Genomic DNA, 15,393 nt, shown 5'->3' with positions numbered 1-15,393 from the left:
GCTGTCCTTATCTGACAATAGAGCCGATAATTGGGTAATGGAACGGTCGTCCTTGCAAGGAGTAGATGATCCCTTTGATCGGGTAGTAAAGCGCCATCAGGCCAAATACGATCAGGAACGGGATTCCGATCAGCACGAAAACGAAAAACCAGGAGATGCTGATGAGAATACTCATAAACAGATGGAACAGCAAGGCTTGGAGAGCCATATTTTTCGCCTCACGATCTTGCATCAGCAGCCAGACTACGATTGGCACTAAAAACGGTGCGAAGAATGCACTGGCGTGGGTAATTGCTTTTACACCTCTATAATCCATAGAATAGTCCTCCTCGTCGTGTATGACGAATGATGTTGTTGAAGCTATTGTAACGCACAAGCAGAGCTGTTCGTAACCATCAAAAGCGTGATCTCTTGCTCCGACTATAGACGGAGGTGTTTTGATTTCCAATCGTTTACTGTTATAGTATTAAGAAAATCTTTCGTTTTTGGAAAGATAATTCTAAATGTTTTTTGGATATGATGAATGATAAGCATACAACGAAGGGAGCGTTTGAAACATGATGATCGATTGTCATCATCCGGTTAGCATCAAGGATCGGTTGATGTTCTTCTACAACTTTTTACAGTCACCTGGGCAAGTAGGCAGCATCACACCTAGCTCCCGAGCGTTGGCAAAGCAAATGATGAATCCGATTGATTGGAGTCAGGCCAATACGATTGTGGAGCTGGGCGCGGGCACAGGTATTTTTACGACCTGGATTGAGCAGATGAAGCGACCGGAGGCCACACTGGTTTCCTTTGAAAAAGAGAGCAAGATGCGCCAAAGGCTGGAGACGCTTTTCCCTAACGCCCTTTTCCATGAGGATGCCGTCGATTTGACGCGTGTACTCGCCGATGCCGGCTTGGGCAAAGCGGACTGTATCGTGTCGGGGTTGCCTTTTGCCAACTTCCCGCAGGAGCTGCGCGATCAAATCATGGCAGAGGTTTACGCTGCGCTGAAGCCGGGCGGGGTATTTGTCGCCTTTCAATACTCTCTCCAAATGAAGAAGCAGCTGTCCACCGTCTTTGAAAACGTGACAGTAAAGCTGGTGCCTCTCAACCTTCCGCCGGCATTTGTGTATGTATGCCGCAAAGAGCGCGGGTAGCCTGCCCGTATAGGAGGATAACGTGATGATCGTGGATATGCTGACTGAATCAGTTGGTCAGTTTGGGTATTTTGCTCTTTTTTTCATGCTCTGGCTAGGAATTGTCGGTATGCCGATTCCTGACGAAGTGATTGTCCTGTCTGCGGGAGTATTGACCTCGCTCGGGATTTTGCATGTTTTTCCGGCTTTTGTCGCGACTTATCTGGGGGTTGTTTCCGGGCTGTCGCTAGGATATGTGCTGGGGAGATGGCTCGGTGCTCCGGCATTGAACTGGATTGGCAAGAAAAAAGGAATGAACAAGTACGTGGACCGGGCGCAGGCGCTGCTCGACCGTTATGGCAGCTACGCCTTGTGCATCAGCTACTTTTTGCCGGTCGTCCGACATGTGGTTCCGTATTTGGTCGGCATTGGCAAGATGACGTTTCGCCGCTACGCGCTGTTTTCCTACACGACCGGGCTTGTCTGGACACTGGTTCTGTTTTTTGCCGGGAATTTGATGGGCAACAATGTGGAGAATCTCAATGCATTTGTCGGGATGTTCAACCAGACGATGGTCGTCACCGCAGTGGGACTGGTCATACTGGCTGCCATCAGCTATTACGGATATACGCTTTGGAAAAGGCAAAAGAGCGAGGCTTCAAGCGCGCGCTCGCTGACGGTCGAACGCGAAGGGAACGAATGAGAAAACCCATCCACTTGCAGAAAAAGGCTGCAAAGGATGGGTTTTTTGGCATGCTTAGCTGAGCGAAGACTTCAGGCGCTTGTGACGTTGGCGCAACCATTCCGGGAGGATCATGCCCAGCAGGATGACGACCACACCTGTCACTTGCAGCGCCGACACGGTTTCACCGAGAATGATGAACGACGAGAATACAGCCATCGGCAACTCGGCAGCTCCCAAAATCGCGGCCATTCCCGGCCCTGTATGCGGAACGCCGAAGTTGAAGAAAACAGTCGGAATGAAGATCCCGAAGAAAGCGAGCAGGAAGACGTAAGGGAACAATCCGTCCAAGAGTGCGCCGTTCCAGAGGAACACGGGCGTGTAAACCAGTCCAGCCAGCAAAAAGGAGCCGGTAGACATGCTCGCGCTGCGCACCCAAGGATTGACGCCGATCGCCGCCTTGCCGCTAAACAGCAAAAACATGGTGTAAGAGACGGCAGACAGCAGGCCAAGCACGACACCCGCGATATGAAACTGGGCGATTCCGTCTGTTTCAAAAATTCCGCCGGCAAGCAATGTGCCGAACAGGAGCAGCACGAGCGAGAGCAGCGTAGGTTTGTCGGGCATCTGTTTCGTCATGATCGCCTCGGCCAAGACCCCCATCCAGGTGAACTGGAACAACAAGACGATGGCGATGGACGCCGGAATGAACCGGAGGGCATTGTAGTACAAAATCCCCGTCGAACCGATAGCCAGACCGACGCTGACTAAAAGCAGCAGTTGTTTTTTCCCCGGTTTTGTCCGCAAGAAAAAGAGAGCAGGTATCCAGGTGAGCACAAGCCCGAAGAACATTTGTCCGCCGATGACCTCTGCTGGCGAGTACCCCTGCCCGTAGGCAAGCTTGACAATCGTCGACAAAATCCCGTAGCTGCACGCTCCTAAAAATACGAGAAGGATATATTTCATTCATGTATCTCCTTACATATAAGTAAATGACCCTTAGCTAGGATAATATGTGCAGGACGACTTTGTCCATTTGTCCAGTGTAAAGAAAAGCGGCAAAAACCCCAAAATAAGGTTTACCATTGGTCCTAGCGCGGTAATAGGGAAAAGGACACGAAATAAGCATACCCAACAGCAGAAGGTATAGCTTTGACGAGCGCGATCAACCAGAGGAAAAGGGGGGAGGCTTGTGTTGTTGAAGTTGAAAGACCGATTGTTTGCGACCTTTTTATTGCTGAGTCTGTTCCCCATCCTGCTCATCTGCTTCCTGTTTTATCAGGAGGCGCAAAAGGCCGTTCTAGAGCAGTATGAGACGAGCATTGGGGGGCATCTTGATTCCGTTGACAGGCGGCTGAATACTTTGTTTCAAACGATCCAACACGATACGAATCAGTTGGCAAACGACCCGGTCTTGCGAATGACAATGCCCAAGTCTCTGGAGAATCGGTTGGACCCTCTCGCCAAAAGCGAGTGGACAGCTCATCAAAGCAAGATACGCGATGCTTTTGATCATTTTACTTACTTCCGCGACCTGATCGGCAACGTTCATTTTTTGCGCGATGATTCGCAAGTGATATCGTTGCGGAAAGAAGCAGGTTGGGACGAAAAGGAACGGCCGATATCGCTGCAAAAAGAGCCGTGGGGAAAAGGCGAGGGCCAAATCTGGCTGCTTAACCGTTCCGATGAAAAAGGCAATCCGAAAGCGTTATATTTTTCGCAGCGAGTTGAGGATGAAACCAAGCAATCGTCAGGACTTTTGCTGGTGGAGCTAAAGCTGGACGCACTGGCTAACTGGTTGAACAAAAGCTCGCTCCCCAAGTACAACAATCTGATGGTGGTCATGCCTTCCGGAAAAATCCTGATTCACCCGGATGCGGATCGGATCGGGATGAACGTATCCGCTACTCCTGACCAGGAGATTCTGAACAAGCACTTACTCGGTTTCGAGGAGGAAACGGTGTTTGCCGCCACAATCAACAGCGAGAGTGTCTATGCGTACCATCAGACTTCTGCGGCGAGCGGGATCACCTATCTGGAATGGTTGCCGGGCCAGGATATCGCCAATCGGCTGGACCGGATGAAGTTTATTTTATGGTGCACGATTTGTCTCGTCGTCATCTTCTCCGGCTATGTGGCTCACCGCATTTCCCGGTGGATTGCCAAGCCGATCTACACGTTGGTTGATGCCACTGACGCTTTGGTAAAAGGGGATTTTTCCATACGCGTACCGATTGAGGGCATGCAGGAAATCACGTTCCTGGAGAAAAAGTTCAACATGATGGCAGCACAGATGCAGTCTTTGATCGAAAGGGAGCGGGAATATTCCCAAAAGGGACTGGATCAGATTGTGCGCAGCTTTTATTTGGCGGTCGAAATGAAGGACCCGTACACAGCCGGCCACACGGAGCGAGTGACCCATTACGCCCTAATCATGTATGATCACATGACGGAAAAAGAACAACTGGAATTTACCCGCGATGACTTGCGCTATGCGGGCCTGATGCACGACATTGGCAAAGTGGCGATTCCTGATCATGTGTTGCTGAAAAATGGAAAGCTGACTTTCGACGAATACGAGTTTATGAAAAGGCACCCTTCGATCGGGGCAGACATCGTGGAGCAGATTGAAAGTCTGTCCCATGTCAGTCCGGGCGTACGGCATCATCATGAGCGGTGGGACGGGAAGGGCTATCCGCACCAGCTCCAGGGTGAAGAGATCCCGTTGATCGGACGGATACTGGCCGTTGCAGATACGTTTGATGCCATGACCTCTACGCGCTCTTACCGAAATGCCATGTCTGGCAAAGAGGCGTACGAGGAAATCATACGCTGCAAAGGTACGCAGTTTGACCCGGCAATCGTTGCTATTTTTCAAGAAGCGTATTTGAGTGGAGCGATTCAAGTGACACAATCAAAGGACAGTTGTGTCATTCTTGTCAAAGAAAAGACAGCTACCAGTATTGGATAGGTTTGCAGCTTGCTATCAGCCATTATCTTTGGTATTCTTATCGTACCGTGCTAGACGGGGAGGTTGCGGTGCCCTGTAACCTGCAATCCGCAATAGCAGGGTTGAATTCCTATCCTAGGTTTTCTTATGTGAGGCTGCCTTATGGCGGCGGTGTTGAGGAGCGGGTCCTGTGCAACGCGAACCCATGAACCTGGTCAGGTCCGGAAGGAAGCAGCCATAAGTGGATCATCGCGTGTGCCGCAGGGTAGCCTGCTCTGAGCTGCTACCATGAGTAACGCTTGGATGAGAATTATCGAAGATAGGTGCACGGTATCTATTTGAACGATCAATAGCATGTTTCCTTCGGGAAGCATGCTATTTTTAGTTTGTCCGCGATTTCTAATTTGCCGATCGATATATTTTTTGTTGTAATTTGACGATAACTAGCGAAACATTTCTCTGCTCATAAGTGCCTAAAAGGGCAGGTTTTGAGCACTTTTTCACGAAGTTTCATAATAGTTGAGAAATGCCATGGGTTTCTTTGCTCATGAAGTACGTCATAGGCCAGGAGGGACAAGCTGTGAGTGCACCTTTTTCGTTACATCTCGTTGGCTCGTCCGGACGATTGCAGCGGTTCATGCATCAACTGCCTACTGCCGTTTTATTGGTGAATCAATCGGGTAGTATCGTGGAAGTAAACGAACAACTGCTTCGTGTAACCGGATATTCACGCGATCAACTGATCAAGCAACCCATCTCCACTATTCTCCCTTATCAAGGCTCGATGGAACAACTGTACGAAGAGCTTTTGCAAAGAGAAGAAGAGTCGGGAGCAAATGTCGAAGTAGAGTGGCGTGATCAACAGGGGAAAAGCAGGAAGACGCCTGTGATGATACTGGTACAGCAAGCAGAGAATCCCTTGTATTTGGTTCATTTTTACCAATTGGCTAAAGAAACCGACCAGGTCTTGTCTCAGCGCCTTTTGACCAAGCTGACCTACGATACCAGTTTGGGTCTGTTTATTCTGGATGAACATTCGCGCATTATCGAGGCCAGCCAGACTGCCTGCAAGCTTTTGGGAATGGAGCGGCTCAATGTCATCAACAAACACGTCGATCACGTATTCAGCGGGATTCCCGAGCCGCATCGGCTGATCAAAAAAGAGCTGTTGGAAGGCGTGAAGCTGCAAAATGTCGCGACTTCCTGGACGAATGACAATCAGCGCTTCGAGTTGATCGTCGATGCCAATACGCTGCAGGACGAGTCGGGAAAAACAGTCGGCGCGTTCATTTTGTTCAAGGATATTACCAATCTGCGCTCGTTTGAGCAAAAAATCGAACGGAATGAGCGATTGGCGATGATCGGTCAAATTGCGGCGGGCACTGCTCACGAAATCCGCAATCCGTTGACCTCGATCAAAGGATTTTTGCAGATGTTCCTCAAATCATTCACCGACAGCGGGATGGATCGGGAAAAGACGTATACCGAAATCATGCTGACGGAAATCAATCGTATCAATTCCTTGGTCAGCGAGTTTTTGCTCCTGAGCAAGCCGCGCGATATACAGTACGCGATGGTTGACCTCAATACGGTTTTTGAAGAAATCATGCCAATCGTGGAGTCACAGGCGATTTTGTACGGGATTGACGTACGCTTCCCTTCGCGCGGAAAGCTGCCGATGGTTGTGGGCGATACGGAGTTGCTCAAGCAAGTGTTTATCAACATTTGCAAAAATGGCATTGAGGCGATGGGAGAGCAGGGAACGCTGCAAATTTCCCATCATCTTGACCAGGATGGAGACAAGATGAGCATCGATATCCACGACACAGGCCCCGGTGTTCCACTCTACATCATCGACAAAATTTTCGATCCGTTTTTTACGACGAAGGAAGAAGGGACAGGGCTTGGCTTGTCCGTCTGTCAAAAGATCATTCACGACATCGGCGGTCAAATTCGCGTATCGTCGAAAGGGTACGGAACGACCTTTCATATCATGCTGCCGTACCTGTAGCTGTCCCGGTTTGGATGAAGCGTCCCGCGCACTTGTGAACGGGGCGTTTTCTTTGTACGAACGGTGTCAATCGTGTATAATGAATAGGATATGGAAGAGGACTGTGCAGATGGGGAGTGTCACACGAACATGGCTTATACCGCGCTATACCGCGTATACCGGCCGCAGACGTTTCAGGATGTAGTCGGACAAGAACATGTGACGATAACCTTGCGTAATGCGTTACGCGAAAATAGGCTTTCTCATGCTTATTTGTTCAACGGTCCCCGAGGTACGGGAAAGACAAGTGCAGCCAAGATTATGGCCAAGGCAGTGAACTGCGAGCAGCCAATCGACGGCGAACCATGCAATCAATGCGATACATGCAAAGCGATATCCAATGGTTCTGTAACTGATGTACTGGAGATCGACGCCGCTTCCAACCGCGGGGTTGAGGAAATCCGGGACATTCGAGATAAGGTGAAGTTTGCTCCGAGCGATGTCAGGTACAAGGTGTACATCATTGACGAGGTGCATATGCTGACGACAGAGGCATTCAATGCCCTGTTGAAAACGCTTGAGGAGCCGCCTTCCCACGTCATCTTTATTTTGGCGACGACAGAGCCGCACAAGCTGCCCGCGACGATTATATCGCGTTGCCAACGCTTCGATTTTCACCGGATTCCGTTAAAAGTGATGGTCGATCTGCTTCAGCGGATTTGCCAGTCGCAGGGAGTCCAGGTCGAGGAGCAGGCGCTTCAACTGGTTGCCAAAATGGCGGAGGGCGGGGCGCGCGATGCGCTGAGCTTGCTGGATCAGGCAATCAGCTACAGCAAGGATGAGGTTCGTGCCAGCGATATTATGCAGATCACGGGTACGGTCGCCCAATCGTATTTTTCCGTCCTGGCAAGACATATCGCCGAAAACGATGTGGCACAAGTGATGGAGCAATTTGATCGGGTAATGGTTCAGGGAAAAGACCCTGAGCAGTTCCTGCACGATTTTCTCTACTACTACCGCGACATGCTGCTGTTGAAGACAGCCCCTCAACTGGAGGAGATCGTGGAACGCACCATGATTGACGACCAGTTCCAGGAGGTCGCCAAGCTTTACTCCTTGCCGGCTTTGTATGCCGCGATCGAGACGTGCAACCAGTCGCTTTCCCAGTTGAAATGGTCGACGTATGCGAGAGTGCTGGTGGAGCTGACACTGGTGAAAATGTGCCAGTCAAGCGCTGCAAGCTCTCCAAACACCCAGACTACAGCAGGCGGTGGTGGAGCAGCGGCAGCAAGCAGTGAGGAATGGACAGCTATGGCTGCCCGTCTGAACGCTCTGGAGGAGAGGCTGAGCCAGGTACTGCAAGGGCAAATCAGTCTGCCAGGCCAGCAAAAGACCGAAGAGCCGCGCAAAAGCGAGCCAAGGCGCGTGGTTGCGGCAGCCGCAGGCGGTGGTTCACGGACGTCGATGAATCGCGTCAGGGAAGTAGCCAAGGCGCTTGATGAAAACTTGACCAGACAGGTTCGGGGACAGTGGAGCCAGATTTTAAATGAATTGAAAAAGGTCAAAATACAGTATCAGGCGTGGCTGGTGAACGGTCAGCCTGTAGCCGCCGGAAACGATGCTGTTATCGTCACTTTTACAAGCGCCATCCATTGTGATAAAACGATGGAGCCGGAGTTGAAAGGTGTAGTGGAGCGGGTCATGTCTACTGTGCTGGGAAGACCTTTGCAACTGTTGTCTGTCATGGAAGAAGAGTGGCAAAGCGTCGATCAGCAGACCGCACAAAAGGACGATCCGGGCGGGGAGCAGGAAGACCCGTTTCTGGCAGAGGCGATCAAGCTTGTAGGTGAAGGACTTATAGAAGTAAAAGACTAGCAGTCAAAACCAAAACAGGGAGGACACCTCAATGAAAAACATGCAGCAAATGCAACAAATGATGAAGCAAGTGAAGAAAATGCAGGAAGAAATGCAAAAAACGCAAGAAGCTTTGAAAGATAGAATCGTGGAAGGCTCTGCTGGCGGCGGCGCGGTTGTCGTCAAAGCTGACGGACACAAGCAAGTACGAGACATCGTAATCAAGCCAGAAGTGGTTGATCCGGAAGACGTGGAAATGCTGCAAGACCTGGTGCTGACAGCGGTAAACGACGCGCTGCGCAAGGCAGACGAAATGATGGGCAAAGAAATGGGCAAATTCACCGGAGGCATGAACATCCCGGGCCTGTTCTAAAATCGGGCAGGAAAAGAGGAATTACGCGATGTTCTATCCAGAACCGGTTTCCAAGCTGATCGAAGGTTTTATGAAACTGCCCGGCATTGGTCCGAAGACCGCTGGGCGGCTTGCCTTTTTTGTACTGAACATGAAAGAGGACGACGTGCTTGATCTGGCAAAAGCGTTGGTCAACGCAAAGCGCCAGCTTCATTACTGCTCCGTCTGCAACAATATTACCGACCTTGATCCGTGCCATATTTGCCGGGACAAGCGTCGGGATGGCTCGATCATTTGCGTGGTTCAAGAACCGCGCGATGTCGTCGCGATGGAAAAGACGAAAGAGTTCGAAGGCTACTATCACGTGTTGCACGGTGCTATCTCGCCAATGGACGGGATCGGGCCGGAAGATATCCGCATTCCTGACCTGCTCAAGCGCCTTGGCGATGAACAGGTGAAGGAAGTCATCCTGGCGACCAACCCGAACATCGAAGGGGAAGCGACCGCCATGTACATATCTCGTTTGATCAAACCGTTTGGCATTCGCGTGACGCGCATTGCTCACGGCTTGCCAGTGGGCGGAGATTTGGAGTATGCGGACGAAGTGACCTTGAGCAAAGCGTTGGAAGGCAGACGCGATCTATAGAGCGAAAAAGAAGACGGGGGAAATGCCTGTCTTTTTTTTCGTTTAAGAGACAAGAGGGGGAGCAAGGATGCCCGTCATTCGCATGGAGTTTACGATTCAGGCACCGCAACAGATTTGTTTTGATGCGGCGAGAAGCATTGATTTACATATGGAGTCCACCGCGCGTACACGCGAAAAGGCGATTGGCGGAGTGACCAGCGGTTTGATCAAGCTGGGAGAGTCGGTTACATGGGAAGCCGTTCATTTTGGCATCAAGCAAAATTTGACCGCCAAGATTACCGAGATGGAAGAACCGCGCTATTTTGTCGATGAGATGGTGAAGGGCGCGTTTAAACGTTTCCGACATACGCATGAGTTTGTCGTGCTCGGGGAACATTCGACAAAAATGCTGGACATTTTCGACTATTCTTCTCCTTTTGGCATCGTGGGAAAGGTGTTTGATTGGTTGGTACTGGAAGCGTACATGACTCGCTTTTTGCGGACACGAAATGAATACATCAAAGAGGTTGCCGAGGCGAAGGCGCAGGAGTTGCAGCACATCGCAAAGAAATCGCAGGAGTGACGGACTTTTTTTCGTGGACGAGACATAGAGTGAAGTAGGAGTGTGAGGAAATGCTGACAGGACCAGGACTGTCGCTTGCGAGTTGGGCTGGGCGACAAAAGTCCACTCCGTGGGCGATCATGCTATTCATCGGGTATTGGCTGATGTTTGCGGCCGAGTTTTCCATGATTCGGTTTCATCTCGGGGAGGACGGAAAGTGGGTTGCTTCTACTACAGACGTGCCCGAGGCGTGGATGGGATTGGTCGTCTTCGCAGTGGCAGCGCTTAGCCTCGTCGGAGCGATCGGTTATATGTACAGTCTCACCCGCGAGAGCAAGCAGACTTTGTGGTTATGGGGAAATCACGAGCTGACAGGCAATGATGTGGTGCACATCGTGGCGTGGATGCACGTATTCCAAACCATTGTGCTGGTTGTGTACGGGTTGGTGCTGGAGGACACGCTGTTTGCAGTAGGGACGGTTGCAGGCACGCTGGAATCGGCTGTCTTTCAATTGTTTCTGCTGATCCTGATCCCGCTCTGGTTTCGCGGCAGGCTAGGGGAAATCGGGGTACGTCGTCCTGTCCGGATCAAGCAGATGCTCGTTTTGCTGCTGTTGCTTTTTTTATTGATTGCACTGCTTTTGGACGTGGTGGTGACCAATCCGATAGCCGATTGGTTTGGGCTTTCCTTGTCATCGGAGCGAGAGCAACAAATCGAAAAAGAGATTGTGACGGCAAAAGATACGGATATGCTCGCGGCGGTGGCATCGCTTGTGGTCATTGGGATCATGGTTCCGATTGCGGAGGAGATTCTGTTTCGGGGCGTGATTCAGACTTATCTGGTTCGGCGCATAGGTGCCGTGGCCGGGATTATTCTCAGCAGTCTCTGGTTCGCCCTTTTGCATATTGATGTGGCATTGTTTGCGCCTCTGTTCGTCATCGGATTGGGTCTGGGGTTTGTGCGACACCGTTACCAATCCATCTGGGGAGCGGTTGTGCTGCATGCGGTCAATAACATGATGGGGGTTTTGTACTACTTTAACTGAGGAGGATTTGCAGGTGAGCAGGTGGGGAAAAAAAGAACGGGTTGTCATCGACTGGGATGCCGAGAGTCTGGATGTAGCGGTAAATCAGGCTCGTGAGGATTGGCAGCACGCCCGCCATCTTGTCGAAATCAGCGAGCCGGATGGCGGTCTGGAGGATGTCATCTATTATCTGCACGTTACCGAAAAGCGGTACATGTACTTGCTGGCGCAGGCAAAACGAGAGCGCCATCGCAAGCACGCGTAGGAGGGGGCGTTCATGGCTACGGGATGGATCATTGCGCTGATTATTGTCGGGATTTTGCTTTTGACAGCGGCAAGCAAGTCAGTGGCTACTCCCATCAGGTGGATTGGTTTTGGCGTCATGCAAGTCGTCATTGGTGCCATTCTTTTGTTTTTTACCAATCTGGTTGGCGAGCTGGCCAGTTTCCATATTCCGATCAACCCGGTCACAGCTTTGGTCGCCGGATTTCTCCGCCTGCCAGGACTCGCTGCGCTGATTGTCATCAAGCTATGGATCATGTGAACGGATTGATCAACCGTCTGTCTTCAAAAAGGCAACTCCGCGATTCTCGTATTTAACCCGGCTCCAGCCAGGCTGACGCAACGAGGCGATCAAGGCGATCAGGCGCGGCAGTGATACGACGGCCACGCCGCCGAGCAACGTAAGTCCATAGCCCGCCGACAGCCAGACGAATGCTCCCGCAGCCAGGAGTGCGGTGCCGACCAATACGGTACTTTCGCTGGCTCGATAAACAGATAACGGAACGGGAAGCACGTAGCCAGCCCCCCACCATGGTGAGACGAGCATGTCAGCGGTTGTCTGAGGTTTTTGCGAGCGCAGCTGGGCGTAGAGCCGAAAAATGATCAAATGGCAGATCGGTATGACAGGCAGGATCGCCAATGTGACGACAAGCGAGGCCACAGGTACTTGCAACAGCATGGAGCTGCCGATCAGGGACAGGCCAATCAGCAAAAGCTGAAGCAAATAGCCGATAAGTCCCCAGCGAAATCGGTAAAGCAGCTTGTAGCTGTAGATCGTATGTTGGGCTTGTCCCTTCATAGAAGTCACATCCTTCGCAGTTCTTTGTCTATTATCGCACAGTCTCCAAGCGGGAGAAAGTTGCACCTTATGCAAAAAAGCCGTTGGTCCGCGCCAAGACTGACGGCTTTTTCGCATGTCCGGCTGGCGGCGATTGTTGCGAAAATGTGATGGACTTGCGGTTTATGGGCAACGATAAAAAGGAACGAAATGGAATCGGCATAAGACTTTTGCCCAAGAAAGCGGGGGAGGAGATGTGCGAGAGCAGCGAATGACGTTATGGGCCGCGTCCGAACAAATCGTGCGCAGCTTGGGCGGTTCTCTGCGCGAATGCGGGATCGATTTGGCATCTGAGCAAACAGGACTTCCGCCAGAAGGCGTCGACGGATTTCTTGTAACCGGGCATGACGATTACAACAAGCTGCGGGCAGCGGATAGAACAAGCATGCGTCAGCAAAACGATGCGGACCTGTTGGTGATATACGGGGATGAGGCGCCATATGCCTGGGCGGATGAGTTGGCGTTGTCGAGCGAGGCTGGTGATGATGCGAGGAAATGGGAAGTAATCCGCTTGGCATTGTGGTCGGGCAACGAGCGCGCTTTGATCGGGGGAAATCCGTCCGGCAAGTATATGCGCCTGGTTTGCCGACTGCTTGCCGAATACGGCAAAGTGTCCATGATTTGCGGCCGCCGGGAAGTAGATGAAGCGATTCGTCAGCTGCCGCGTTATTTGGCGTGGAAAGAACGCTTTTATTGGGAGCTGGGCGAGTGGTGCGATACCCGGCAAGTCTCGCTCAGGCAAGTGTCGCGAGCTTTAGGTTTGGATACGCGGATCGGGCAGGGCTGGCTTTTTGCGGAGCGTCGGGATCACTCGCATGTTTGCAAATGGCTTGAGCGGGAATGCCAGCTCGTTCTGGAAAAGGCGAAGATCAGGCGAGTAGCGCTGATCGGTTCAAACGCTTTGTGGGACAAGATGCCCCAAGGCTGGCTGGCGAAAATGGACGTAGCTGTCTACACCGGAGCGGACGGGCAATATCCGAACGAGGTACACCCCGACTGGCTGCACGGCGATTCGTGGAACGCCGTATTGCAGGATGCCGATTTGCTGGTGATCGGAGACAGGCTCGGTATTGTGGACGAGCTTTCCCTGCAAGAAGTGGCAAAGGTGATGCGCCAGTCGTTGGTCGTGGACGCGGCATCCTGTTTTCCAACCCAGGAAGCCCAGCTTTTTTTCAAAGGTTACCGAGCTATCGGCGAAAAGACGAACGTTTGGGAATGATGCGGATTATAATGGGGTATAATGGTTGGTAGATTGAGGAAAAGGGCAGGCGTTTGCACTATGGAAAAAGTTGCTCAGCGATGTATCGTCTGTGAACAGGAGCAGAACGACGGGATCGCCATTTGTGAGCAGTTTATTTGTCAAAAATGCGAACAGGAAATGGTAAATACCGACGTCCAGGACGAAAAGTATCCGTTCTTTATCCACCAGATGAGACGAATTTGGCTGCGAAAAGATGCGTGACGGAAAAAGGCATCGGCATCCCCGGTGTCTTTTTTCATTTGCCAAAAAGCTTGGCGAATTTCCGTTTTCCTCATGTCAAATCATGCTAAAATAATGGGTAATATTCATGACAAAGGACGTGAGTCGCGCGTGCTTATGAGAGATGCTGAATTTCGGGAGCGACAAAAGCGTGCGCCCCTGTATGAACAGCTGGAACGGCACGCCAAGCATCGCCCGCATCCGTTTCATGTGCCTGGGCACAAAATGGGCCACAGCTTTGACAGCCACGCCAAACATCGTTTTCAATCCGTATTGGAGCTTGATTTGACTGAAATTAGCGGGACCGATGATTTGCACCAGCCTCAAGGCGTGATTGCGGAAGCACAGTCTTTGGCTGCGGAAGCTTTCGGTGCGGAAGAGTCGAAGTTTTTGATTGGCGGCAGCACAGTCGGGAATCTTGCCCTGATCATGACGGTATGCCGACCGGGTGACAAAATTCTCGTGCAGCGAAATTGCCATAAATCGGTTTATCACGGGATCATCATGGCCAGAGCGGAGCCGATTTTTCTGGTGCCTGCCGTGGATTTGGCAACAGGTGTTGCCGCCGGGGTCAGGCGCGAGGATGTCGAGCGTGCCCTGCAGACACATCCGGATGCCAAGGCAGTCTTTTTGACGAATCCCACCTATTACGGCATGGGCATCGACTTGGCGAAAATGGCGGCTACGGTGCATCGGCACGACATTCCGCTTTTGATTGACGAGGCGCATGGTGCCCACTTTGGCTTTCATCCGGCTTTTCCTCGCTCGGCGATGCAGTCGGGTGCGGACGCTGCCGTACAATCCACACATAAAATGGCTTCGGCCATGACGATGTCCTCCATGCTGCATCTGCAAGGCGGGCGAATAGACAGGGAACGATTGTATCGGCATCTAGCCATGCTCCAGTCGTCCAGCCCTTCGTACATACTGATGGCTTCGCTCGATCTGGCCCGGCGTCATCTGGCGCTTGAAGCCTGTGAAGAATGGGAGCGACTGCTGCCGCTACTGGACAAGCTCCGGGAGAGAACAGGCAAGCTGGAATGGCTGGAATGGCCGCAGCTTTCTGCGAACTGCGTATATGCGACGTTTGATCCTTTGAAGCTGTTTTTGCACTTGCGCACGGGACAGACGAGCGGATTTGCGTTGCAGGAATTAATGGAAAGACATGGAATCTTTCCTGAGTTGGCTGATGATTCTCACGTACTGCTGGCAGCATCGGCAGGAACGACTCATAAAGACTTGGAAGCCTTGGCCCGGTTGCTGGAATCGCTCTCGCCCCAAGTCGAAGCGGAAGCGGAGCGGATTCTTTTGCACGGCGTTGTCTCCTCGCACTATTTGCGCAAGCAGGCTGTGCCGATGCACGAAGCGGTTGACCGCCCGCGGGAGACGATTCCGCTCGAACAGGCAACGGGACGAATCGTGGCCGAGATGGTCATTCCTTATCCTCCAGGTATTCCGGTACTCGTTCCGGGTGAGCGAATGGATGAGGAAGGATTGGAAATGCTCGCCGAGTTGCGGCGGGGGCGCACTCGCTTTCACGGGGTGCAGGACGATCGTTTGCATACCATCCAGGTGTTGCGTTAGTTACAGATAGGAAGCAAGTGGCCTGCTACAACAGGTGCGGAAGGA

The 15,393-nt window shown here is 51.7% G+C and carries 17 protein-coding genes and 1 other RNA gene; 15 read left to right on the top strand and 3 right to left on the bottom strand.

Annotated elements, in window-relative coordinates; translation table 11 throughout:
- Positions 1 to 7: 7 nt before the first annotated feature.
- Positions 8 to 316, bottom strand: a complete 309-nt coding sequence (locus EDM60_RS23105) for a DUF4870 domain-containing protein (RefSeq protein WP_122966051.1) — start codon at positions 314 to 316, stop codon at positions 8 to 10.
- Positions 317 to 557: 241 nt separating this feature from the next.
- Between EDM60_RS23105 and EDM60_RS23100 the strand changes: the two genes are divergently transcribed.
- Complete coding sequence (locus EDM60_RS23100; protein WP_122966050.1) at positions 558 to 1,145, top strand: class I SAM-dependent methyltransferase; 588 nt, start codon at positions 558 to 560, stop codon at positions 1,143 to 1,145.
- 25 nt (positions 1,146 to 1,170) lie between these two features.
- The gene (locus EDM60_RS23095) at positions 1,171 to 1,827 is read left to right on the top strand and encodes a DedA family protein (protein WP_122966049.1); all 657 of its coding nucleotides are present in this window, start codon (positions 1,171 to 1,173) and stop codon (positions 1,825 to 1,827) included.
- Between the two features lie 54 nt (positions 1,828 to 1,881).
- On the opposite strand, the gene EDM60_RS23090 is transcribed toward EDM60_RS23095, so the two are convergent.
- The gene (locus tag EDM60_RS23090; RefSeq protein ID WP_122966048.1) at positions 1,882 to 2,772 is read right to left on the bottom strand and encodes an EamA family transporter; all 891 of its coding nucleotides are present in this window, start codon (positions 2,770 to 2,772) and stop codon (positions 1,882 to 1,884) included.
- A 226-nt stretch (positions 2,773 to 2,998) separates the two neighbouring features.
- Here EDM60_RS23090 and EDM60_RS23085 point away from each other — a divergent pair, with 226 nt between their 5' ends.
- From EDM60_RS23085 to EDM60_RS23040, 10 genes are all read left to right on the top strand, one after another.
- Positions 2,999 to 4,777 carry an HD domain-containing phosphohydrolase gene (locus tag EDM60_RS23085; protein ID WP_122966047.1) on the top strand — a complete coding sequence of 593 codons (1,779 nt, stop codon included), beginning with the start codon at positions 2,999 to 3,001 and terminating at the stop codon, positions 4,775 to 4,777.
- A gap of 45 nt (positions 4,778 to 4,822) precedes the next feature.
- Positions 4,823 to 5,087: signal recognition particle sRNA large type (gene ffs, locus EDM60_RS23080), an RNA gene on the top strand.
- A gap of 249 nt (positions 5,088 to 5,336) precedes the next feature.
- Complete coding sequence (locus EDM60_RS23075) at positions 5,337 to 6,767, top strand: PAS domain-containing sensor histidine kinase (RefSeq protein WP_122966046.1); 1,431 nt, start codon at positions 5,337 to 5,339, stop codon at positions 6,765 to 6,767.
- A 129-nt stretch (positions 6,768 to 6,896) separates the two neighbouring features.
- Positions 6,897 to 8,621, top strand: coding sequence for a DNA polymerase III subunit gamma/tau (gene dnaX, locus EDM60_RS23070; RefSeq protein WP_122966045.1), 1,725 nt, complete (start codon positions 6,897 to 6,899; stop codon positions 8,619 to 8,621).
- A 40-nt stretch (positions 8,622 to 8,661) separates the two neighbouring features.
- The gene (locus tag EDM60_RS23065; protein ID WP_063230366.1) at positions 8,662 to 8,973 is read left to right on the top strand and encodes a YbaB/EbfC family nucleoid-associated protein; all 312 of its coding nucleotides are present in this window, start codon (positions 8,662 to 8,664) and stop codon (positions 8,971 to 8,973) included.
- Positions 8,974 to 9,001: 28 nt separating this feature from the next.
- The gene (recR, locus tag EDM60_RS23060) at positions 9,002 to 9,598 is read left to right on the top strand and encodes a recombination mediator RecR (RefSeq protein ID WP_005830525.1); all 597 of its coding nucleotides are present in this window, start codon (positions 9,002 to 9,004) and stop codon (positions 9,596 to 9,598) included.
- Positions 9,599 to 9,665: 67 nt separating this feature from the next.
- Entirely contained in the window at positions 9,666 to 10,160 is a 495-nt protein-coding gene (locus EDM60_RS23055; protein ID WP_122966044.1) for an SRPBCC family protein, read from the top strand.
- A gap of 50 nt (positions 10,161 to 10,210) precedes the next feature.
- Positions 10,211 to 11,185 carry a CPBP family intramembrane glutamic endopeptidase gene (locus tag EDM60_RS23050; protein ID WP_122966043.1) on the top strand — a complete coding sequence of 325 codons (975 nt, stop codon included), beginning with the start codon at positions 10,211 to 10,213 and terminating at the stop codon, positions 11,183 to 11,185.
- Between the two features lie 13 nt (positions 11,186 to 11,198).
- Positions 11,199 to 11,429, top strand: a complete 231-nt coding sequence (locus EDM60_RS23045; protein WP_063230301.1) for a DUF2508 family protein — start codon at positions 11,199 to 11,201, stop codon at positions 11,427 to 11,429.
- 12 nt (positions 11,430 to 11,441) lie between these two features.
- A complete protein-coding gene (locus tag EDM60_RS23040) occupies positions 11,442 to 11,708 on the top strand; it encodes a pro-sigmaK processing inhibitor BofA family protein (protein WP_063230302.1) in 267 nt (88 codons plus the stop codon).
- Positions 11,709 to 11,717: 9 nt separating this feature from the next.
- Here the strand turns inward: EDM60_RS23040 and EDM60_RS23035 are convergent, their stop codons facing one another.
- Entirely contained in the window at positions 11,718 to 12,245 is a 528-nt protein-coding gene (locus EDM60_RS23035) for a hypothetical protein (RefSeq protein ID WP_122966042.1), read from the bottom strand.
- Positions 12,246 to 12,480: 235 nt separating this feature from the next.
- Here EDM60_RS23035 and EDM60_RS23030 point away from each other — a divergent pair, with 235 nt between their 5' ends.
- From EDM60_RS23030 to EDM60_RS23020, 3 genes are all read left to right on the top strand, one after another.
- Positions 12,481 to 13,503 carry a hypothetical protein gene (locus tag EDM60_RS23030; protein ID WP_233454142.1) on the top strand — a complete coding sequence of 341 codons (1,023 nt, stop codon included), beginning with the start codon at positions 12,481 to 12,483 and terminating at the stop codon, positions 13,501 to 13,503.
- A gap of 60 nt (positions 13,504 to 13,563) precedes the next feature.
- Complete coding sequence (locus tag EDM60_RS23025; RefSeq protein ID WP_005830511.1) at positions 13,564 to 13,746, top strand: sigma factor G inhibitor Gin; 183 nt, start codon at positions 13,564 to 13,566, stop codon at positions 13,744 to 13,746.
- 129 nt (positions 13,747 to 13,875) lie between these two features.
- Complete coding sequence (locus EDM60_RS23020) at positions 13,876 to 15,348, top strand: aminotransferase class I/II-fold pyridoxal phosphate-dependent enzyme (protein WP_122966040.1); 1,473 nt, start codon at positions 13,876 to 13,878, stop codon at positions 15,346 to 15,348.
- The last annotated feature ends 45 nt before the right edge of the window (positions 15,349 to 15,393 follow it).

The organism is Brevibacillus parabrevis, assembly GCF_003710905.1.
Lineage (GTDB): Bacteria > Bacillota > Bacilli > Brevibacillales > Brevibacillaceae > Brevibacillus > Brevibacillus parabrevis.
The sequence above is the reverse complement of the archived record's forward strand: the minus strand, read 5'-3'. Positions and strand labels throughout refer to the sequence as shown.

Coding starts and splice junctions, on each gene's coding strand:
- EDM60_RS23105 (WP_122966051.1), bottom strand. CDS start 316: ATGGATTATAGAGGTGTAAAAGCAATTACCCACGCCAGTGCATTCTTC.
- EDM60_RS23100 (WP_122966050.1), top strand. CDS start 558: ATGATGATCGATTGTCATCATCCGGTTAGCATCAAGGATCGGTTGATG.
- EDM60_RS23095 (WP_122966049.1), top strand. CDS start 1,171: ATGATCGTGGATATGCTGACTGAATCAGTTGGTCAGTTTGGGTATTTT.
- EDM60_RS23090 (WP_122966048.1), bottom strand. CDS start 2,772: ATGAAATATATCCTTCTCGTATTTTTAGGAGCGTGCAGCTACGGGATT.
- dnaX (WP_122966045.1), top strand. CDS start 6,897: ATGGCTTATACCGCGCTATACCGCGTATACCGGCCGCAGACGTTTCAG.
- EDM60_RS23065 (WP_063230366.1), top strand. CDS start 8,662: ATGCAGCAAATGCAACAAATGATGAAGCAAGTGAAGAAAATGCAGGAA.
- recR (WP_005830525.1), top strand. CDS start 9,002: ATGTTCTATCCAGAACCGGTTTCCAAGCTGATCGAAGGTTTTATGAAA.
- EDM60_RS23055 (WP_122966044.1), top strand. CDS start 9,666: ATGCCCGTCATTCGCATGGAGTTTACGATTCAGGCACCGCAACAGATT.
- EDM60_RS23050 (WP_122966043.1), top strand. CDS start 10,211: ATGCTGACAGGACCAGGACTGTCGCTTGCGAGTTGGGCTGGGCGACAA.
- EDM60_RS23040 (WP_063230302.1), top strand. CDS start 11,442: ATGGCTACGGGATGGATCATTGCGCTGATTATTGTCGGGATTTTGCTT.
- EDM60_RS23035 (WP_122966042.1), bottom strand. CDS start 12,245: ATGAAGGGACAAGCCCAACATACGATCTACAGCTACAAGCTGCTTTAC.
- EDM60_RS23025 (WP_005830511.1), top strand. CDS start 13,564: ATGGAAAAAGTTGCTCAGCGATGTATCGTCTGTGAACAGGAGCAGAAC.